The sequence below is a fragment of the Paracoccus sphaerophysae genome (assembly GCF_000763805.1).
Classification (GTDB): domain Bacteria; phylum Pseudomonadota; class Alphaproteobacteria; order Rhodobacterales; family Rhodobacteraceae; genus Paracoccus; species Paracoccus sphaerophysae.
The window spans coordinates 58,150-75,647 of the sequence record NZ_JRKS01000005.1; the positions used below are offsets into that span (position 1 = coordinate 58,150).

At 69.1% G+C, this 17,498-nt stretch carries 22 protein-coding genes, 1 tRNA gene and 1 pseudogene; 10 read left to right on the forward strand and 14 right to left on the reverse strand.

The features are described 5' to 3' along the window. Positions 1-68: 68 nt before the first annotated feature. The 7 genes and pseudogenes from IC63_RS03105 to IC63_RS03115 all read right to left on the reverse strand — a co-directional run. Positions 69-1,082: pseudogene (locus IC63_RS03105) on the reverse strand (IS256 family transposase); the annotation flags it as partial. After that, positions 1,048-1,452 carry an Arm DNA-binding domain-containing protein gene (locus IC63_RS17260; protein WP_084115426.1) on the reverse strand — a complete coding sequence of 135 codons (405 nt, stop codon included), beginning with the start codon at positions 1,450-1,452 and terminating at the stop codon, positions 1,048-1,050. The pseudogene IC63_RS03105 and the gene IC63_RS17260, both read right to left, overlap by 35 nt. Positions 1,453-1,848: 396 nt before the next feature. Then, positions 1,849-2,454 carry a tannase/feruloyl esterase family alpha/beta hydrolase gene (locus IC63_RS19030; RefSeq protein ID WP_084115428.1) on the reverse strand — a complete coding sequence of 202 codons (606 nt, stop codon included), beginning with the start codon at positions 2,452-2,454 and terminating at the stop codon, positions 1,849-1,851. Then, complete coding sequence (locus tag IC63_RS18360) at positions 2,357-2,614, reverse strand: hypothetical protein (RefSeq protein WP_052041830.1); 258 nt, start codon at positions 2,612-2,614, stop codon at positions 2,357-2,359. The genes IC63_RS19030 and IC63_RS18360 overlap by 98 nt, the downstream gene beginning before the upstream one ends. Beyond that, complete coding sequence (locus tag IC63_RS19035; protein ID WP_198026232.1) at positions 2,611-2,835, reverse strand: tannase/feruloyl esterase family alpha/beta hydrolase; 225 nt, start codon at positions 2,833-2,835, stop codon at positions 2,611-2,613. The genes IC63_RS18360 and IC63_RS19035 overlap by 4 nt, the downstream gene beginning before the upstream one ends. Further along, entirely contained in the window at positions 2,832-3,521 is a 690-nt protein-coding gene (locus IC63_RS16825) for a tannase/feruloyl esterase family alpha/beta hydrolase (RefSeq protein ID WP_052041832.1), read from the reverse strand. The genes IC63_RS19035 and IC63_RS16825 overlap by 4 nt, the downstream gene beginning before the upstream one ends. A 140-nt stretch (positions 3,522-3,661) precedes the next feature. Then, entirely contained in the window at positions 3,662-4,750 is a 1,089-nt protein-coding gene (locus IC63_RS03115; protein WP_052041833.1) for a dipeptidase, read from the reverse strand. Positions 4,751-4,893: 143 nt separating this feature from the next. On the opposite strand from IC63_RS03115, the gene IC63_RS03120 reads away from it, so the two are divergent. The 3 genes from IC63_RS03120 to IC63_RS03130 all read left to right on the forward strand — a co-directional run bounded on the left by IC63_RS03120 (position 4,894) and on the right by IC63_RS03130 (position 6,728). After that, positions 4,894-5,211: an antibiotic biosynthesis monooxygenase family protein gene (locus tag IC63_RS03120; RefSeq protein ID WP_036716840.1), complete on the forward strand. Its 318-nt coding sequence runs from the start codon at positions 4,894-4,896 to the stop codon at positions 5,209-5,211. A gap of 80 nt (positions 5,212-5,291) precedes the next feature. Further along, positions 5,292-5,957 (forward strand): ParA family partition ATPase, encoded by a 666-nt coding sequence (gene parA / locus IC63_RS03125; RefSeq protein WP_052041840.1) that lies wholly within the window; start codon positions 5,292-5,294, stop codon positions 5,955-5,957. A gap of 42 nt (positions 5,958-5,999) precedes the next feature. Beyond that, positions 6,000-6,728: a methyltransferase domain-containing protein gene (locus IC63_RS03130; protein WP_052041834.1), complete on the forward strand. Its 729-nt coding sequence runs from the start codon at positions 6,000-6,002 to the stop codon at positions 6,726-6,728. Between the two features lie 12 nt (positions 6,729-6,740). Here IC63_RS03130 and uvrB read toward each other — a convergent pair whose 3' ends face one another. Together uvrB and IC63_RS03140 are read right to left on the reverse strand one after the other, a co-directional pair. Continuing rightward, on the reverse strand, positions 6,741-8,933 hold the full coding sequence (gene uvrB, locus IC63_RS03135) for an excinuclease ABC subunit UvrB (RefSeq protein ID WP_036716842.1): 2,193 nt from the start codon (positions 8,931-8,933) through the stop codon (positions 6,741-6,743). A 171-nt stretch (positions 8,934-9,104) separates the two neighbouring features. Next, positions 9,105-9,842 (reverse strand): superoxide dismutase family protein, encoded by a 738-nt coding sequence (locus tag IC63_RS03140; protein ID WP_156965331.1) that lies wholly within the window; start codon positions 9,840-9,842, stop codon positions 9,105-9,107. 165 nt (positions 9,843-10,007) lie between these two features. On the opposite strand from IC63_RS03140, the gene IC63_RS03145 reads away from it, so the two are divergent. The 3 genes from IC63_RS03145 (at position 10,008) to IC63_RS03155 (ending at position 10,992) form a co-directional block, all read left to right on the forward strand. Continuing rightward, positions 10,008-10,319 carry an ETC complex I subunit gene (locus IC63_RS03145; protein WP_036716844.1) on the forward strand — a complete coding sequence of 104 codons (312 nt, stop codon included), beginning with the start codon at positions 10,008-10,010 and terminating at the stop codon, positions 10,317-10,319. Between the two features lie 57 nt (positions 10,320-10,376). Continuing rightward, entirely contained in the window at positions 10,377-10,838 is a 462-nt protein-coding gene (locus IC63_RS03150) for a GNAT family N-acetyltransferase (protein WP_036716846.1), read from the forward strand. 77 nt (positions 10,839-10,915) lie between these two features. Further along, a tRNA-Arg gene (locus tag IC63_RS03155) sits at positions 10,916-10,992 on the forward strand. A gap of 65 nt (positions 10,993-11,057) precedes the next feature. Here the strand turns inward: IC63_RS03155 and IC63_RS03160 are convergent. Beyond that, positions 11,058-11,801, reverse strand: a complete 744-nt coding sequence (locus IC63_RS03160; protein ID WP_036716898.1) for a Bax inhibitor-1/YccA family protein — start codon at positions 11,799-11,801, stop codon at positions 11,058-11,060. Positions 11,802-11,908: 107 nt separating this feature from the next. After that, a complete protein-coding gene (locus IC63_RS03165) occupies positions 11,909-12,889 on the reverse strand; it encodes an NADPH:quinone oxidoreductase family protein (RefSeq protein ID WP_232222490.1) in 981 nt (326 codons plus the stop codon). Between the two features lie 152 nt (positions 12,890-13,041). On the opposite strand from IC63_RS03165, the gene IC63_RS03170 reads away from it, so the two are divergent. The 4 genes from IC63_RS03170 (at position 13,042) to IC63_RS03185 (ending at position 16,309) form a co-directional block, all read left to right on the forward strand. Beyond that, on the forward strand, positions 13,042-13,398 hold the full coding sequence (locus tag IC63_RS03170) for a helix-turn-helix domain-containing protein (protein ID WP_036716848.1): 357 nt from the start codon (positions 13,042-13,044) through the stop codon (positions 13,396-13,398). 86 nt (positions 13,399-13,484) lie between these two features. After that, positions 13,485-14,297, forward strand: a complete 813-nt coding sequence (hisN, locus tag IC63_RS03175) for a histidinol-phosphatase (protein ID WP_036716850.1) — start codon at positions 13,485-13,487, stop codon at positions 14,295-14,297. Between the two features lie 75 nt (positions 14,298-14,372). Then, positions 14,373-15,758 carry a magnesium transporter gene (gene mgtE, locus IC63_RS03180; RefSeq protein WP_036716852.1) on the forward strand — a complete coding sequence of 462 codons (1,386 nt, stop codon included), beginning with the start codon at positions 14,373-14,375 and terminating at the stop codon, positions 15,756-15,758. A gap of 2 nt (positions 15,759-15,760) precedes the next feature. Continuing rightward, positions 15,761-16,309, forward strand: a complete 549-nt coding sequence (locus IC63_RS03185; protein WP_036716855.1) for a 5-formyltetrahydrofolate cyclo-ligase — start codon at positions 15,761-15,763, stop codon at positions 16,307-16,309. A gap of 81 nt (positions 16,310-16,390) precedes the next feature. On the opposite strand, the gene IC63_RS03190 is transcribed toward IC63_RS03185, so the two are convergent. From IC63_RS03190 to IC63_RS18660, 3 genes are all read right to left on the reverse strand, one after another. Further along, positions 16,391-16,651, reverse strand: coding sequence for a hypothetical protein (locus IC63_RS03190; protein WP_036716857.1), 261 nt, complete (start codon positions 16,649-16,651; stop codon positions 16,391-16,393). A 149-nt stretch (positions 16,652-16,800) separates the two neighbouring features. Next, entirely contained in the window at positions 16,801-17,193 is a 393-nt protein-coding gene (locus tag IC63_RS18655; protein WP_232222491.1) for a type 2 periplasmic-binding domain-containing protein, read from the reverse strand. Positions 17,194-17,260: 67 nt separating this feature from the next. After that, positions 17,261-17,440 carry a hypothetical protein gene (locus IC63_RS18660; protein ID WP_052041836.1) on the reverse strand — a complete coding sequence of 60 codons (180 nt, stop codon included), beginning with the start codon at positions 17,438-17,440 and terminating at the stop codon, positions 17,261-17,263. Positions 17,441-17,498: the final 58 nt, after the last annotated feature.

Sequence of the window (17,498 nt, forward strand, 5' to 3'; positions counted from 1 at the left end):
GGCGAGGATGGCTGGGAGTATCCGAAACTCTGTGTATCTGATCTGGCCCATGCGGTTTTCAGATACGTTCATGCCTCGAAGCGGCCGGCGAACATTATGGCCAGCTGATTTCGGGCGGCAACCCACGCTCGAACGGTCCTGCCGCCCTTTTCGAAGTTGCGGATGGCCAGGAAGATCAGCTTGGTTGCGGCCTCCTCGGTGGGGAACGAGCCCTTGGTCTTCAGGGTTTTCCGCAGCACCCGGTTCAACGATTCCACGGCGTTCGTGGTGTAGATGATCTTTCGGATTGCCGTGCTGAAAGCAAAGAACGGGATCACCTCGGCCCAGGCCCGTCGCCAGGCGGGGGCGATGGACGGGTATTTCGCTGACGCGAACCTTCGGTTCCCGGCCCATGTCTGCTGGAAAGCGTCCAGCCTGTGGGCGGCCTCCTCGGCGGTCGGGGCCTCGTAGATCGGGCGCAGTCCGGCAGCCACGGCCTTGCGGTCCTTCCAACTGCAAAAGCTAATGGAATGCCGGATCAGGTGAACGATGCAGGTCTGGACCATGGTCTCAGGGAAGGCCGCGGTGATGGCCTCCGGGAAGCCCTTCAGCCCGTCCACGACAGCTATCAGGATGTCCTGGACGCCCCGGTTGCGCAGTTCTGTCATCACCGACAACCAGAACTTGGCGCCCTCGGTGTCGGCGATCCAGAGGCCGAGGACCTCACGCTCGCCTTCCCGGGTGACGCCCAGGGCGATGTAGACCGCCTTGTTCCTGACCATCCGGCTGTCGGCATCGCGGATCTGCACCCGCAGCGCGTCGAAAATGACGATCGGATACATCCGGTCCAGCGCCCGATGCTGCCATTCCCGGACCTCGTCCAGCACGGCATTGGTGACGCGGCTGATCAGGTCCGGGGACACCCGCAGGCCGTAAAGCTCCTCGAGATGTGCTTGGATGTCGCGCATGGACAGTCCGGCGGCATAGAGCCCGATGATCTTGTCATCCACCCCGTCGATCCGGGTCTGACCCTTCCTGACCAGTTCCGGCTCGAAGCTGCCGTCCCGATCACGCGGCACCGCCAGCGGCACCTCGCCGTCCGAAGGCACGCTTCTCCGCGTTTGGGTCCTCACAGTTCTTGAGAGCGAGAAGGCAAGCCATCGCTTTCTGCCGGGCATCCTTCAGTGACAACATGGGATAGGGCCCAAGTGTGACGGTAGCCATGCGCCCGTCGCGTCCGCGGGCCTTCAGCAGGAATGTCCGCTCACCCTGCGCGCCGACACGCAGCCGCAGGCCCTTCTGCAAGGTGTCTGAATACTCCGTGCGCCGACCGGTGTCTTTGAGGTTGCGTAGCCAACCGTCAGTCATGTTCCGCCGGCTTTCCATTCGGATTGTGGTCATGCCGCTCGTCCTTTCTCGGGGCTGCACCGGGGCTTCAAACGCGGCGTGCTGTTCTGCTTTAATCTGAGTCATCGTCAACCATAGTCACGACCACTTTCGTCGATAAACATAGCATACCATTGTTTTTATTGTTGTTTCTATAGTTCATTTTGATTTATACTGACTCATCTTGACAACCGAAGTCAGGATGAGAGAGGGATTGAAAATCCGCGTGTCGGCGGTTCAGATCAGTCTCCGGGCACCACTCCTCTTGCCATGACGGTGTGCTGTGCGGGCCCCTGCGATGCGTGCCGTGGTACGCACCGCGCCGGGATCGCGGGGCGTCGCGCCCGTTCCCGCGCCTGCCGGGCGCGGTTCACTCGCAGGCATGGCTGTCCGCCGCCGTAACCGGACCAGAGCCGCGATAGGTCACGGTCAGCGAATAGACGCAGACCGGCAGAGAGACCGCCCGATCGGCCGATACCAGCGTCATCTCGCCCGGCGCCGCGCCCTTTCCATCCACGCCTGCAGCGCCGCGAACATCTCGTCGCGGCCCGAGGCGGGCTGCGGCACGGGGACCGAGGGCGCGCCTTCCTGCCGGCCGCTATGGGTGAAGCCCGGGACCAGGTGCAGGCGGAAGAACGACTGCACCGCCTCGGCCCCGCCCATCCCCGCGAGTACCTGTTCGTAGTAATGGATCGCGCCCTGCGCCGGGATGTATCGTCGGCGAGCCCCTGATACATCACCATCCGCCCGCCGCCCTTCTGGCAGGCGGACAGGCCCGGATCGTCGGTGTTGATCCGGTTGAACTCGGGCTGCAGCCGCAGACCTTCCTTCTGCGCGCGGGTCAGCCCCTGATAGTCCAGCGCCTCGCGCCAGCGATCGGCGCCGTTCCCGGTGGCGTTCGCCATGAACTGGCTGCCGAGAGTCGGGTCCTGCAGGGACAGCGCGGCCTGATCGGCGGCGAGGAAGATGCCCGGCGCTCCCCCCGCCGGGGTCAGCGCCAGATTGGTGCCGCGGGTCCAGCCGAACCACAGCCGCCCCCCGAGCCCCGTCCCGCCGCCGTTGTCGCTCGCGGGGTCGGGGCGCTGCCATCGGCGGTCTGGCCGTACCAGATCTTGTCGATGACCTTCGCCTCCTCGGGCGTCAGGCCCGGGTCCTTCGCCGCGTCATGGGCACAGGACAGCGGGTCGATCAGGAACCCCAGCCCGGCCCCGCCGCAGGCCGCGATGGCCGCCTTGGTCGCCGCGGTCAACTGGCGGGCGGGATCGGCGCCCCGAGGTCGCGCTGCATCGCGATCGGCCCGTACAGACCCGCCGTGTGGTAGCGCGTCCAGTTGATGGCCGGCGCGCCGACCGGGATGCCGTCGAAATCCTCGGGGAAGACCTGGGCCAGCTTCGGCGCCTGCCGGCCGCCGGTGGAAAACCCGTCCCAATAGGCAAAGTCATGCGGCCGGCCGTAGCGGATGCGGGTCACGGCCTTGGTTGTTTCGGCCACTCATGCAGGCTGCGCTCGGCGAAATCCTGCCAGCCCACGGTGTTGATGCTGCCGTCCGGCTTCATCGCAAAGGACGGGTCGATGGGCGAGCCGACATGGCCGTTATCCGAGGTGGCGACGACGAAGCCCTTGCCCGCGGCAGCGGCGTGCAGGTCGTCGCTGGCGACGACGGACAGGCTCGCCTGCGGGGTGCCGGCCCAGCCGCTGTTGCCATAGGCGCGGATGCGGCCGTTCCAGTCGGCGGGGTCGGGCAGCAGGATCTCGATCCCGATCCCGGCCGAGGTCGAGGGCGCGCCCTTGGGTCCCGGGTTCCCCGGGCCGACGCGCAGCTTGACGAGGCAGAGGTCGGTCGCCGCGACCGGGGCAGGGGCCTGCGGGGCGCCCTCGACCACCGTCGCCGCCGGCTGCCCCTGCGGGTCGATCACCAGCGGCTCGCCGCGGCGGAAGGGCTTGACCAGCAGGATCTCGGTCTGGGGCAGATCGGCCAGGGCGGACTCCAGGCTGCCGTCGCAGGCCAGCGCCGCGGGGGTCTGCTGGGCGGCGGCCGGCGCGGCCCAGGCCAGCGCGAGAACCGCCGTGGTCAGGGTCAGGGCGCGGACCGGACCGCCGCCGAGCCTGCGAGCTGAGATCGGTGCCATGTTCGGTGTGTCGGGATACTCCGCCATCTGCAGCCCCCTGCGCCGATCGCGGGCGCCCGCCCGCGCGGTGTCGCCGAGGCTAGCGCAAAGCGCGGGCACGCAAGCGCGGAGAGCCGGGGGTCGGGACGTCAGCAGACACCCTGGCCATGGCGGCGATGAGGCCCCCCTCAGCCGCCCCAGGTCCGCTCCAGCACGTCCATCCAGTTCTTCCAGGCGATGCGTTCGACCAGCGCGCGGTCGTAGCCGTGATCCTGCATCGCCTGCAGGAAGCCGGGCAGCGCCGCGGTATCGGCCAGATCCGCGGGCATCACCGCACCGTCGAAATCCGACCCCAGCGCAACGCCGGTTTCCCCGAGAATCCCGATCAGGTGATCGAGGTGGCGCAGCATGATGTCATGGCCGCGGAACGGCTCGCGCCGGCCGTCGGGCCGCAAGAAGCCGGTATTGTAGTTCAGCCCGACCACGCCGCCGCTGTCGGCGATCTGGCGCAGCTGGCGGTCGGTCAGGTTGCGCGAGCTGGCGCAGAGCGCGTGCACGCCGGAATGGGTGGCGACCAGCGGCGCATCGCTGAGCCGGGCCACGTCGTCGCAGCCCTTCTCGTTCAGATGCGACAGGTCGATCAGGACCTTCAGCGCGTTGCAGTCGCGCACCAGCGCCTTGCCGGCCGGGGTCAGCCCGTCGCCGCGATCGGGGGGCGAGGGGAAGGCGAACGGCACCCCGTTCCCGTAAGCGGTCGGGCGCGACCACACGAACCCCAGCGAGCGCAGGCCGGCCGCGTGCCACAGATGCAGCGCATCGGGGTTGGCCAGCGGCTCGGCGCCCTCCATGTGCAGGATCGCGGCGATCCGCCCGGCCGCCATCGCGGCGCGGATGTCGGCGGCGCTGCGGCAGACCGACAGCGTCCCGGTGCGTTCCATCGCATACAGCGCCGCCGCCTGTGCGAATGCCTGCGGCAGCGCCTGCGCCGCGGGCACCTGCTGCGGCAGCGGCAGGTCGAAGGGCGGGTTTTCCTTCTGCTTCAGCAGCGCCTCGATGTCGCCGGTCTCGGGGTCGGGGATCCACATCGCGAAGAACCCGCCGACCATGCCCCCGGCCTTCAGCCGCGGCAGGTCCATGTGGCCGGTGCCGTCGCCCTCGGTCCACAGCCGCGCGGCGCCATCCCCGGCGGCCATGGCGCGCTGCAGATAGTCGTTGTGCCCGTCGAAGACCGGGATCGGGGGCGCGGAAGACGGCGCAGAGGACGGCTCTGAGGACATGGCGGGAAACTCGCGGTTGGCCGGGACGGCGCAGCTTTCCCATCCCCGACCGGGCGATGCAAGCGACGGGATAGGCGAAGCCCGCACGGCGTGCCACACTGGCCCCAGCCCAACCACGCCCCCCCGTCAGGAAAGGACGCGACATGCCCGACATCAGCCCCGATTTCACCGGCCAGACCATCATCTGCACCTTCGACGTGACGCCCGGCACCGCCCATGACGTGCTCGACGCGCTGGACGAGGCCTATGCGCAGGTGATCTCGCGCCAGCCCGGCTTCGTTTCCGGCGCCGTGCATCTGAACGACGCCCAGACCCGCATCGCCACCTATTCCCAGTGGCGCCAGCGCAGCGATTACCAGGCGATGCTGCGCACCCCCGAAATGCGCGAGCGCAACCGCGCGATCCACACCATGTGCCGCAGCTTCGAGCCGGTGATGTACGAGGTCGCCTCGGTTTATTGACGCAGCCTGCGCCGGGTGCTCTTGCCCTTGCCGGGGGTGCGTGCGACCTGTTGATCCGCACGAACATGGGGGACCGCAGCATGGTCGGACGCATCATCACCGTGGCCCAGCAGAAGGGCGGTTCCGGCAAGACGACGCTGACCGTCAACCTGGCCGTGGCGCTGCGGCGCCAGGGGCTGACGGTGGCGGTGCTGGACACCGACCCGCAGGGCAGCCTGGGCCGCTGGTTCATGGAACGCGTCGACCGCCAGGGCGAGGACGAGGGGATGGAGTTCACCACCTCCTCCGCCTGGGGCGCCAGCTATGAAGGCGAAAAGCTCAAGAAGCGCTTTGACGTTGTGCTGATCGACACCCCGCCGAAGATCGAAAGCGACCTGCGCCCGGCGCTGCGGATCGCCGACCTGATCGTGGTCCCCGTCGCGTCGAGCCAGGTCGACCTGTGGGCGACCGAGGGGGTGCTGGACCTGGCCCACCGCGAAAAGCGGCCGGTGCTGATCGTGCTGAACCGGGTCCGCCCGAATACCCGGCTGGGGGCCGAGGTCGCCGCCGGCGCCGCGGAACTCGGCGTCGACGTGGCCGAGGCGCAGCTGGCCCATCGCGTGGCCTATGCCGAGACGCTGGGCCACGGCAGCGCCGTGGCCGAGGGCCCGCGCGGGCCGGCCCGCGAAGAGATCGCCGCGCTGGCCGACGAGGTGATGAGCCACGCCGGCGGCGCCGGCGCGGCGACCACGCGGCGAAAGAGCTGACCGCCATCCGCGCACCAGCAACTGAACAGCAAGAGTTGTCCCATGACGCAGCCTACCGACTTTGGCGACATCGCCGGCGCCGAACCGGTGCCGCCCCTCGCGGCGCCGCTGGCCGATGACGATCTGCGGGCGCAGATCACCCGGCTTGGCCCGTGGTTCCACAACATCCAGCTGGCCCCCGGCATCGCCACGCGCGAGATCGCGCCCAGCGTCGGCCCGCAGCCGGTCGATCACCCGATCCGCCGCTGGCGGGTCTACGAGGACGTGCTTCCGGCCGACATGACCGGGATGCGGGTGCTGGATCTGGGCTGCGCCGACGGGTTCTTCGCGATCGAGATGGCCCGTCGCGGCGCGCATGTGCTGGCCCAGGATTTCTGGAGCGCGATGGTCAAGCGGCTGCGCTTTGCCGCCCAGGTGACGGGGGTGCAGGACCGCATCTGGACCCGCGTCGGCGACGTCACGGCGATCCAGCCGGGGGAACGCTATGACGCGATCCTGTGCCTGGGGCTGCTGTATCACCTGCGCCACCCGTTCCACGACCTGGAAATCATTGCCAGGGCTTCGGACCTGCTGTGGCTGGAAACCACGCTGCACGAGGGCGAGGACAGCTTCATCCATTTCAAGCCGCCCGAGGCCGGGGTCCATCACATCCGCAAGTGGTTCCCGACCCGCGCCTGCGTCCGCGACATGCTGGACGACTGCAAGTTCACCACCATCGAGGACATTCCCGACCCCACGCCGGGGCGCGGATCGTTCCTGGCCCGGCGCTGAGCGCGCGGCGGCCTAGTGCCGCCGCTTGCTGCGCCTGTTGCCGCCCCGCTGGCCAGCCCGGCCGGCGGTGGACCGGCCCGAGGCGCGGGTGGCGGCCTCGGCGGCCTCCTCGACGGCCTGCTGGCGGGCCAGGGGGTCGTCCGAGACGGCAAGTTCCACAGCTTCCAGCCGCTTGACCTCGTCGCGCAGGCGGGCGGCTTCCTCGAATTCCAGGTTCTCGGCGGCCTTGCGCATCTGCGCGCGCAGGGCGTCCAGATGCGCCTGCAGGTTGGCGCCGACCAACGGCTTGTCGATCTTCGTGGTGATCCGCGACTGGTCGGTGTCGCCCTGCCACAGGCCGGCCAGCACGTCCTCGACGTTCTTCCTGACCGTCTGCGGAGTAATGCCGTGGGCCTCGTTATAGGCTTGCTGCTTGGCGCGGCGGCGTTCGGTTTCGGCGATGGCGCGTTCCATGCTGCCGGTGATCCGGTCGGCATACAGGATCACCCGCCCGTCCACGTTCCGCGCCGCCCGGCCGATGGTCTGGATCAGTGAGGTCTCGGACCGCAGGAAGCCTTCCTTGTCGGCGTCGAGGATCGCCACGAGCCCGCATTCGGGAATATCCAGCCCCTCGCGCAGCAGGTTGATCCCCACCAGTACGTCATAAGCGCCCAGCCGCAGGTCGCGCAGGATCTCGATCCGCTCGATGGTGTCGATGTCCGAGTGCATGTAGCGCACGCGGATGCCCTGTTCGTGCAGGTATTCGGTCAGGTCCTCGGCCATGCGCTTGGTCAGCGTGGTGACCAGCGTACGGTAGCCCTGGGCCGAAACCTTGCGCACCTCGTCCAGCAGGTCGTCCACCTGCGTCTCGACCGGCCGGATCTCGATCACCGGGTCCAGCAGGCCGGTCGGGCGGATCACCTGTTCCGTGAAGACGCCGCCGGTCTGGTCCATTTCCCACTGCGCCGGGGTCGCGGACACGAACACCGATTGCGGGCGCATCGCGTCCCATTCCTCGAACTTGAGCGGGCGGTTGTCCATGCACGAGGGCAGGCGGAACCCGTGTTCGGCCAGCGTGAACTTGCGCCGGAAGTCGCCGCGATACATGCCGCCGATCTGCGGCACGCTGACGTGGCTTTCGTCGGCAAAGACGATGGCGTTGTCGGGGATGAACTCGAACAACGTCGGCGGCGGCTCGCCGGGGGCCCGGCCGGTGAGGTAGCGCGAGTAGTTCTCGATGCCGTTGCAGACGCCCGTCGCCTCCAGCATCTCGATGTCGAAGTTGGTCCGCTGTTCCAGCCGCTGCGCCTCAAGCAGCTTGCCCTCGTCGGTCAACTGCTGCAGCCGGTTCTGAAGTTCGATCCGTATCCCCTTGATCGCCTGCTGCAAAGTCGGACGCGGGGTGACGTAGTGGCTGTTCGCGTAGATGCGGATCTGGCGGTAGTCGGCCTCTTTCGCGCCGGTCAGCGGGTCGAACTCGGTGATGCTTTCCAGCTCGTTGCCGAAGAAGGAAAACCGCCAGGCGCGGTCCTCGAGGTGGGCGGGCCAGACCTCGACCACGTCGCCGCGCACCCGGAAGGCGCCGCGCTGGAAGGCGGTGTCCAGCCGCTTGTATTGCTGCGCCACCAGCTCGCCGATGAACTGGCGCTGATCGTAGGACTGGCCGACCATCATGTCCTGGGTCATCGCCGAATAGGTCTCGACCGAGCCGATGCCGTAGATGCAGCTGACCGAGGCGACGATGATGACGTCGTCGCGTTCCAGCAGCGCCCGGGTGGCCGAGTGGCGCATCCGGTCGATGGCCTCGTTGATCTGCGATTCCTTCTCGATATAGGTGTCCGAGCGCGGGACATAGGCCTCGGGCTGGTAGTAGTCGTAATAGCTGACGAAGTATTCGACCGCGTTTTCCGGGAAGAACCCCTTGAATTCGCCGTATAACTGCGCGGCGAGGGTCTTGTTCGGTGCGAGGATGATGGCCGGGCGCTGGGTCTCCTCGATCACCTTGGCCATGGTGTAGGTCTTGCCGGTCCCGGTCGCGCCCAGCAGCACCTGGTCGCGTTCGCCGTCGCGCACGCCCTGGGCCAGCTCGACGATGGCGGTCGGCTGGTCGCCAGCGGGCTGGAATTCGCTGTGCATCACGAAGCGCCGGCCGCCTTCCAGCTTTTCGCGGGGGCGGGACTGTTCGGGCAGCAGCGCGGTGGGCGCGTTGGTGTTGTTGTGGGCCATGCCGGGGAACCTTTCGGACGGCTCTAGGGTGGGCATCCGCGGGGGGGAATGCAAGGGAAGGGCCGCCCCGAGGGGACGGCCCTGCTGACAGGTTCTGTCAGGAAGTCTGAGCTGCGTGGGCCCGCCAGGCGCTGCTGACAGTTTCTGACAGCAGGGCGGCGGGCCCGGCGGTCAGTTGGTGGCCGCCGTGGCCTCGAACACGCCGCAGGCGATGCGGTCGCCGGCATTGCCCGCCGGCTGCGAGACATAGTCGTCGGTGCCCGCGTGGACGATGAAGCTGCCGCCATCGTCATCCATCACGTCGGCCAGCGTGACGCCGGGCACGAAGAATTCCTGCGTGACCGCCCCGCCATCGGCGGCGTCGATGTTGGGCAGGTCACCCTTGTGCATCCCCTGGGGGTGCAGCGCGCCGTGCTTCTTGTCGCCGGCAAGGTGGCCGCCCGCGCTTTCGAACTTGGGGCCCTCGCACTTGCCGGTCTCGTGGATATGGATCGCGTGGGGGCCGTCCGGCAGCGCCTCGAGATGCAGGATGACGTGCAGCGACCCTGACGGCGTGTCCGACAGCGTGACGCTGCCATGCTCGGTCCCGTCGGCGGATTTCAGGACGGCGGCGGCCTGCGCCGTTTCGGCAGTTGCCTCGGTGGTGGTGCCGGCGGGGGCGCCTGCGGCGGGAGCGGCTGCGGCATCTGCGGAAGCGGTGGCCGGCGCGGCCGGCGCGGCAGGGGTAGCGGCCGCATCTGCGCGAGCAGCCGGGGCAGCCGTCGCGGCATCGGCCGGCGCGGTCTCTGGCGCAGTGGTCTGCGCCATGCCTGCAAGCGGCAGCAGCGCCAGCGCGGCGCCCAGCATCAGGGCGCCGATCAGGCGCGGCTCGGGCAGGGTGCGGGTCTGGATGGCAAAGCCTGTGGGCATTTTCTCTCTCCGGACTGAAGGTGACGTTAATTAACGTGAGGGCGCACGAGACGTTCCCCCGGTCAAACAACTGTTCAGCCGCCCGGCGAGCGCGGGCTTGAACGCGGCCCGCCGCTGCGGCACAAGATGGCGGCAAAGAAATGCCGTCCTGTGAAGGGGTCCGCCATGCGCGTCCGCATCTTTCAGCCTGCCCGCAATGCCATGCAGTCCGGTACCGCCCGGACCAAGGGCTGGGTGCTGGTCTTTCCGCAGGACGAACCGCGCGGGCTGGACCCGCTGATGGGCTGGACCAGCAGCGCCGACACCCAAAGCCAGGTGCGGCTGCGCTTTGCCACCCGCGCCGAGGCCGAGGCCTATGCCAAGGCGAATGGGCTGGATTACGTCGTGACCGAGCCGCAGTCGCGCGCCGCCAACATCCGCCCCCGCGGCTATGGCGAGAACTTCGCCACCGTCCGCCGGGCGCCCTGGACGCACTGACCCCCGGGCGGCCCCGCTGTCGGCGGTCGCTGCCTCACCCTCTGCGCCCGGATCCCGATGACGATCACCATCGCCCCCGAAAGCCCGCTGTCGCCCGATCTGGACCTGCTGTTCGGACGCCATGTCGCGGCGATGCATGCCGACACCCCGCCGGAATCCATCCACATGCTGCCGCGCGCCGATCTGGCGCGCGAGGGCATCGACTTCCTGGTGATGCGCGACGGCACCGAGCCGGTGGGCATGGGCGCCGTCAAGCGCATCGGTCCCGACCACGGCGAGATCAAGTCGATGCACGTGCTGGCCGAGCGGCGGGGCGAGGGGCTGGCGCAGCGGATGCTGGATGCGCTGGTGGCGCAGGCCGGCGCGCGGGGGCTGGCGCGGCTGTCGCTGGAAACCGGCGCGCAGGACAGCTTCGCCGCGGCGCGGGCGCTGTATGCGCGGGCCGGCTTCGCCGAATGCGGCCCGTTCGAGGGCTATGGCCCCGACCCGAACAGCGTCTTCATGACTCGCATGCTGTGACGCGGGACGCTGGGGCGGGACACGCTTGCGCCGTGGCCCGGTTTGCCGCAGGTAGGGCGCGCGGATGCGCGGCGTCCGGCCCCGTAGCTCAACTGGATAGAGCAGCCGACTTCTAATCGGCAGGTTGAGGGTTCGAGCCCTTCCGGGGTCGCCACCGCCCGCACCAACGAAAAGAGCCGGCCCGAGGGCCGGCTCTTTCATCTGCGGGTCAGGACCCGATCACTCCTGCTGGCCCGTGAAGTTCAGCAGGAAGGTGAACAGGTTCAGGAAGTCCAGATACAGCGTTAGCGCGCCCATGATCGCCGACTTGCCCAGGAAATCGCTGCCCGAATTGGCCAGCTCCAGATAGGTGTTCTTGATGTTCTGGGTGTCATAGGCGGTCAGGCCGGCAAAGATCAGCACGCCAACGGTCGAGATCGCGAACGCCACGGCGCCCGAGCCCACGAACATGTTGACCAGCATGGCGATGATCAGGCCCACGAGGCCGATCATCAGGAACCGCCCCATCGCCGACAGGTCGCGCTTGGTAGTGTAGCCATACAGCGAGAGCGCCGCGAAGCCCCCGGCCGTGGCCAGGAAGGTCGTGACGATCGAGGCGTCGGTATAGCGCAGGAAGATCGAGCTGAGCGAGGCGCCCATCGCCGCGGCGAAGGCATAGAACATCAGCGTCGCGCCCTGCGTGGACAGGCGGTTCAACGCCGCGCCGAAGGCAAACACCATGATCAGCGGCAGGAACATGATCACCCAGCGCACCGGCGACTGGTAGATCACCCGGCCGAATTCGGTCCAGGCACCCGGCCCGCCCGCCATTTCGGCAAAGCCCCAGGCCACGGCGGCGCTGACCGCCATGCCGGCGGTCATCAGGCCATAGACCCGGTTCATGTAGGCCCGCAGGCCCTCGTCATAGACCGCAGCACGGGTGGCCGTCGTGGCCGGGCGGCGGATCGTGTTGTAGTCAGCCATCAGCATTCCCTCTTGGCGGACCGGACGTGCCCGGTCCCGCATGGGCGGAATATCGGTTCGGGCGGGACGGTTTTCAACCTTCCCGCCCCGAATTCCGAAGCTTTTCGTTACGATTGATCCGATGCGCCGGTCATCGTCAGGATCACCTTGCCGACGGCCTGGCGGCGGCGCAGCAGGTCGTAGCCCTCGACGGCCCGATCCAGCGGCAGCACGGTGCCCGCCACCGGCCGCAGCCGCCCCTGTGCGTACAGCTCGAACAGCGCTGCGAGGCTGTCGCGCAGCGCGGCGGGATCGAGGGTGCGATAGGCGCCCCAGTTAAAGCCGTGGACCGAGATGTTCTTGACCAGTGCGTGGTTCAGCGGCAGAGCCGGCGGCCGGCCGCCGGCAAAGCCGATCAGCAGGTGGCGGCCGCCGGGCTTCAGCGCCCCGAAGGCGGCAAGCCCGGGCGCGTCGCCGACCGCGTCATAGACCACGTCGACGCCACCCAGCGCGCGCAAGGCGGCGCGCAGGTCGGAGGTCGCGTCGCTGTCGATCAACTCGGCCGCCCCGGCGTCGCCCGCGGCGGCCAGCTTGTCGGCGCCGCGGGCCACGGCGATGACGCGGGCGCCCAGAACGGCGCCGATCTCGACCGCCGTGAGGCCGACCCCGCCGCCCGCGCCCAGGACGGCGACGGTATCGCCGGGCCGCACCCGGCCGTCGCGGGTCAGTGCCAGGTGGCTGGTGCCATAGGCGATTTGGAACCCGGCCGCGTCGACCATCGGCATGGCGTCGGGGATCGGCAGGCAGGCGGTTTCGGGAAACACCCCGCGATCGGCCAGCGTGCCCTGCGAATAGACCGCGACGCGGGTGCCCGGCGCCAGCCGCGCGCCCGGCCCGCAGGCCTCGACGACGCCCGCGCCCTCGAGCCCGGCGACGAAGGGGAAGGGGGGCGTTTCCTGATATTTCGCCTCGATCATCAGAAGATCGGCAAAGTTCAGCGCGGCGGCGTGTAGCCGCACCACGACCTCGCCCGCACCCGGCTCGCGGCACGCGGCGGACTGCAGTCGGGGGGACGCCCCGGGTTCCTCGATCCAGATGATTCGGTCCAATTTTGCCTCTCTGCTGATGGCGGTCGGCGGGGCGGCGGAAAACTCCCCGCGAGACCTGTCTTTTTAGACAAAGCTATCGGGATTCAGTAGAAATTTTCTCGCTGATTGCGCGGCCTCGGGCTAGTGCCCGTCTGGATTGTGTGAGGTTTACGATGAAACATGTTGTCGATGTACATGTCGGTCAGCGCATCCGCCATCGCCGTTGGACGATCGGCATGACGCAGCAGCAACTCGCCGACGCGGTGGGCATAAAGTTTCAGCAGATCCAGAAATACGAGACCGGAATGAACCGGGTTTCGGCGTCCCGCCTGTGGGATATCTCGCGGGCGATGGAGGTGCCGATCACCTTCTTCTTCGACGGGCTGGGCGATGACGGCCCGTCGGAGGCCGAGATCGACCTGATCGCCGACAAGGAGGCGCTGCAGCTGATCCGCGCCTATTACGCCATTCCCGAGGCGCAGCGGCGCCAGATCTTCGAGCTCGCCCGGGTGCTGTCACAGGCCGCCTGACGGGCGACCGCGCGGGGTGGTTTCGCGTCCCCGGTCGCGCTAAGGCGAGGCTTGCGCCCGCAGGGCGGGCCAGCGCGGAGCCACCGATGACCTCATCCCCCGATGCCGCCCGTTTCCCCGATGCGCCGGCGATCCGGGCCACGGCGGCGGCGATGGCCGATGCCGCCCGCGCCGAAACGCTGCGGCATTTCCGCAGCCCGGCACTGGTCCCCGACAACAAGCTCGCCACCGGCTTCGACCCGGTGACCGAGGCCGACCGGGCGAGCGAACGGGCCATGCGCGCGATCCTGGCGCGCGAGCGGCCCGAAGATGCGATCCTCGGCGAGGAATACGGCGTCCAGCCCGGCCGCAGCGGGCTGACCTGGGTGCTGGACCCGATCGACGGCACCCGCGCCTATCTGTGCGGCGCGCCGACCTGGGGCGTGCTGATCGGGCTGAGCGACGCCGACGGGCCGCGCTATGGCGTGATCGACCAGCCCTGGACCGGCGAGCGGTTCGAGGGCGGGCTGGGCACCGCGCGGATGACCTCGCCCCACGGCGAGCGCCCGCTGGCGGTGCGGCGCGGCGTGGCGCTGGACCAGGCGACGCTGCTGACCACCTTCCCCGAGGTCGGCACGGCCGAGGATGGCGCCGCCTTCCGGCGGGTCGCGGCGCAGGTGCGGCTGACCCGGTATGGGCTGGATTGCTACGCCTATGCGCTGCTGGCGATGGGGCAGGTCGACCTGGTGATCGAGGCCGGGCTGCAGCCCTATGACATCGTGGCCCCGATCGCGGTGATCGCGGCCGCGGGCGGCATCGTCACCGACTGGCAGGGTGGGCCGGCGCATGGCGGGGGCCGCGTCATCGCCGCCGCGACGCCGGAGCTGCACGCCGCGGCGCTGGCGCTGCTGAACGGCTGACGTGGCGTTGCCCCGGCGCCGGGCCGCGCCTATGGTCGCGCGGCCATCCCCCTGACCCCTGACCGAGGTGCCTGCATGTCCGATCCCCGCTTGCGCGACGCCGATCCCGAGGACGACGCCTTCGTCCCCGCCCGCGCGCTGGTGGCCGACATCGAGGCGGCGATCGACGCCGGCGACGGGCCGGCACTGAACGGGCTGCTGGACCCCCTGCACGGGGCCGACGTCGCCGACCTGATCGAACAGCTGACCCCGCAGCGCCGCGGCCGACTGCTGCGGCTGTATTCGGGCGAGATCGACGCCGAAATCCTCAGCGAGATCGACGAATCGATCCGCGAGGAGGTGATCGAGGCGCTGCCGCGCGAGGTGGTGGCCGAGGCCGTCCGCGAGATGGACACCGACGACGTCGTGGACCTGGTCGAGGACCTGGACGCGCCGGAACGCGAGGAGATCCTGTCGGCGCTGGACGCCGAGGACCGGGTCGCTGTCGAACAGTCGCTGACCTGGCCGGAGTATTCGGCCGGCCGCCTGATGCAGTCCGAGGTGGTGACCGCGCCCGAACACTGGACGGTGGGCGAGACCATCGACTTCCTGCGCCGCGAGGAGTGGTTGCCGGACCAGTTCTATCACGTCGTCCTCATCGACCCGCGGCGGCGGCCGATCGGCTATGTGACCCTGGGCCGGCTGTTGTCGTCGCCGCGCGCGACGCCGCTGCGCGACCTGACAGAGGACAGTTTCCGCAGCATCCGCGCGACCGCCGAAGAGGCCGACGTGGCCTATCTCTTCAACCAGTATCACCTGATTTCCGCCCCGGTGGTGGACGAGGCCGACCGGCTGGTCGGCGTCATCACCATCGACGACGCCATGTCGGTGCTGGACGAGGAACACGAGGAAGACATCCTGCTGCTGGCCGGGGTGGGCGACGAAAGCTCGATTTCCGACACCGTGGTGGAAACGGCGCGGCAGCGGGTGCCGTGGCTGGGCGCCAACGTCCTGACCGCCCTGCTGGCGGCCGGGGTGATCGCGTTCTTCGAGGACTCCATCGCCTCGCTGGTGGCGCTGGCGGTGCTGATGCCGATCGTCGCGTCGCTGGGCGGCAATGCCGCGACGCAGACCCTGACCGTGGTGGTCCGCGGGCTTGCCACCAAGAGCCTGACGCCGTCGAACGTGTGGCGCATCGTGCGGCGCGAAACCATCGTCGGGCTGATGAACGGCGCCATGTTCGGCGCGGTGATGGCCGTCGTGGCCTATGTCTGGTTCCGGGATGCGGAATTGTCGGGGGTGATCGCGGCCGCGATGATCATCAACCTGACGGTCGCGGCGGTGGGCGGCATCCTCGTGCCGCTGGCGCTGGACCGGATGGGGCAGGACCCGGCATTGGCCTCGCCGACCTTCGTGACCATGCTGACCGACGTGATCGGGTTCATGGCATTTCTGGGCCTGGCGACGTGGATCCTGCTGTAGGGATGGACCCGGCCGCGGAAAAGGCCGCGTTGCGGGCGCAGGCGCTGGCCGCGCGCACGGCGCAGGGCGATGCCGCGGCGCTGGATGCCAACCTGCGCCACGCGCTGGACCCCCATGCCGGGCAGGTGCTGGCCGGTTACTGGCCGATGCGGGGCGAGCCCGACCCGCGGCCGGCGATGGCCGCCCATGACGGCCCGGTCTGCCTGCCGGTGGTGCCGGGGCGGGCGGTCCCGCTGCAATTCCGGCTGTGGCGGGGCGAGCCGCTGGTGGCGGGCGTCTTCGGCACCAGCCACCCGGCCGAGACCTCCCCCGAGGCCGTGCCGCAGGTGCTGATCGTGCCGCTGGTGGCCTTCGACGCGCGGCTGAACCGGCTGGGCTATGGCGGCGGCTATTACGACCGGACCCTGGCCGGCCTGCGCGCCGCGGGGCCGGTGACCGCCATCGGGCTGGCCTGGGCGGTGCAGGAGCTGCCCCTGCTGCCGACCGACCGCCACGACCAGCTTCTGGACCTGGTGGTGACCGACCGCGGCGTCCGCCGCGCGGCCGGGTAAGGGCGGCAATCGCCTGAACGCAAGACGCAGCCCGGGGTCAGGCCGCGTCGTTGCAGAGCGTATGGGGGACAGCCCCTCGGATCAGCCGAAGCGCGATGGCAGCCACAGGGCGATCTGCGGCCAGGCGACAGTGCCGCGATCATCACCAGCATCGCGATGACGAAGGGCATCGACCCGATGATGGTGGGTGTCGCGAGGCCGGCATAGATCGACCCGACCACGGCCAGGAAGATCAGCATCGGCGGCACCAGGTCGGGCCTCGATGTCCTTCATCTCCATGCCCGGCAGCTCGATCGACACTTCGACATCGACGCAGACCATCAGCGCCGCGAACAGGATCATCGCGGCGCCAAGGCAGACCGCAATGCGCGAGAGTCGGTTAGGCAAGGCCAAGTGAGGTGTCCAGCATCATCGGCCGGTTCTCCAGTTGCCCGAAACGGAAACGGCGCCGGGGATGTCCGGCGCCGCGAGGGGTCATTTGGTCGGATCGGTCAGCCTCGCGGCGGTGCCGGCCGCGCCGTTCCACGCCGTGGCGCAGTCGGCGCCGCAGCGTTTGCCCCACCGCTTGAGCATGAACCCGTCCAGGATCGCCTGACGCGCGGCGATGTCGGCCTCGCCCGGTTCGTGCAGGGTGGCGTGCCCGGCCTCGCCCAGCGGCCGTCGCCGCCGGTGAGGCAGGCGAGCCCCAGCTTTTCGTTCGCCTCTGCCTTGGTCCAGGCATTGTCTTCCATCTTCCGCACTTCGGCGGTCATCGCCCCGCGGGTCTCCTCTGGCAGGCCCTTCCACAGCTTGGAATTGATCGCGGTGAAGGTGATCGAATAGCCCACCCGCAGCGCGAAGACGTCGGTGACGACCTCGTGCCACTTGGCGTTATAGGCGCTCATCGGGTCGGTGATCGCGCAGTCGGCGACCCCCTTTCCAGCGCCGGCACGACCTCGGCGAAGGGGACCGTCACCGCCACGCCGCCTGCGCCCTCGACGATTCGCCCAGCGTCGCCGGGTGGACGCGCACCGTGCGGCCCTTGAGATCGGCGATGCTGCTGATCGGCTTGGTGCAATAGGTTTTGCTGGCGGGCCACCGGTGCAGCCCCAGGATGGTCGCGCCGTAGGTGTCGCGGAACGTCTTGTCCATGATCGGCTGACAGGGCCTTGGCCACCGCCCGCATGGTGGTGAAATCCGGCGCGATCGA

Bases quoted from the DNA above. Each gene is read 5' to 3' on its own strand.
- IC63_RS03120 (WP_036716840.1), top strand. From the start codon at position 4,894: ATGCCCGACATCAGCCCCGATTTCACCGGCCAGACCATCATCTGCACC.
- uvrB (WP_036716842.1), bottom strand. From the start codon at position 8,933: ATGGCCCACAACAACACCAACGCGCCCACCGCGCTGCTGCCCGAACAG.
- mgtE (WP_036716852.1), top strand. From the start codon at position 14,373: ATGTCCGATCCCCGCTTGCGCGACGCCGATCCCGAGGACGACGCCTTC.
- IC63_RS03150 (WP_036716846.1), top strand. From the start codon at position 10,377: ATGACGATCACCATCGCCCCCGAAAGCCCGCTGTCGCCCGATCTGGAC.
- IC63_RS03145 (WP_036716844.1), top strand. From the start codon at position 10,008: ATGCGCGTCCGCATCTTTCAGCCTGCCCGCAATGCCATGCAGTCCGGT.
- IC63_RS18660 (WP_052041836.1), bottom strand. From the start codon at position 17,440: ATGGACAAGACGTTCCGCGACACCTACGGCGCGACCATCCTGGGGCTG.
- IC63_RS03185 (WP_036716855.1), top strand. From the start codon at position 15,761: ATGGACCCGGCCGCGGAAAAGGCCGCGTTGCGGGCGCAGGCGCTGGCC.
- IC63_RS03170 (WP_036716848.1), top strand. From the start codon at position 13,042: ATGAAACATGTTGTCGATGTACATGTCGGTCAGCGCATCCGCCATCGC.
- IC63_RS19030 (WP_084115428.1), bottom strand. From the start codon at position 2,454: ATGGCAGCGCCCCGACCCCGCGAGCGACAACGGCGGCGGGACGGGGCT.
- IC63_RS03160 (WP_036716898.1), bottom strand. From the start codon at position 11,801: ATGGCTGACTACAACACGATCCGCCGCCCGGCCACGACGGCCACCCGT.
- parA (WP_052041840.1), top strand. From the start codon at position 5,292: ATGGTCGGACGCATCATCACCGTGGCCCAGCAGAAGGGCGGTTCCGGC.
- IC63_RS18655 (WP_232222491.1), bottom strand. From the start codon at position 17,193: ATGAGCGCCTATAACGCCAAGTGGCACGAGGTCGTCACCGACGTCTTC.
- IC63_RS03115 (WP_052041833.1), bottom strand. From the start codon at position 4,750: ATGTCCTCAGAGCCGTCCTCTGCGCCGTCTTCCGCGCCCCCGATCCCG.
- IC63_RS03130 (WP_052041834.1), top strand. From the start codon at position 6,000: ATGACGCAGCCTACCGACTTTGGCGACATCGCCGGCGCCGAACCGGTG.
- IC63_RS03140 (WP_156965331.1), bottom strand. From the start codon at position 9,842: ATGCCCACAGGCTTTGCCATCCAGACCCGCACCCTGCCCGAGCCGCGC.
- IC63_RS16825 (WP_052041832.1), bottom strand. From the start codon at position 3,521: ATGGCGGAGTATCCCGACACACCGAACATGGCACCGATCTCAGCTCGC.
- IC63_RS17260 (WP_084115426.1), bottom strand. From the start codon at position 1,452: ATGACTCAGATTAAAGCAGAACAGCACGCCGCGTTTGAAGCCCCGGTG.
- hisN (WP_036716850.1), top strand. From the start codon at position 13,485: ATGACCTCATCCCCCGATGCCGCCCGTTTCCCCGATGCGCCGGCGATC.
- IC63_RS03190 (WP_036716857.1), bottom strand. From the start codon at position 16,651: ATGATCCTGTTCGCGGCGCTGATGGTCTGCGTCGATGTCGAAGTGTCG.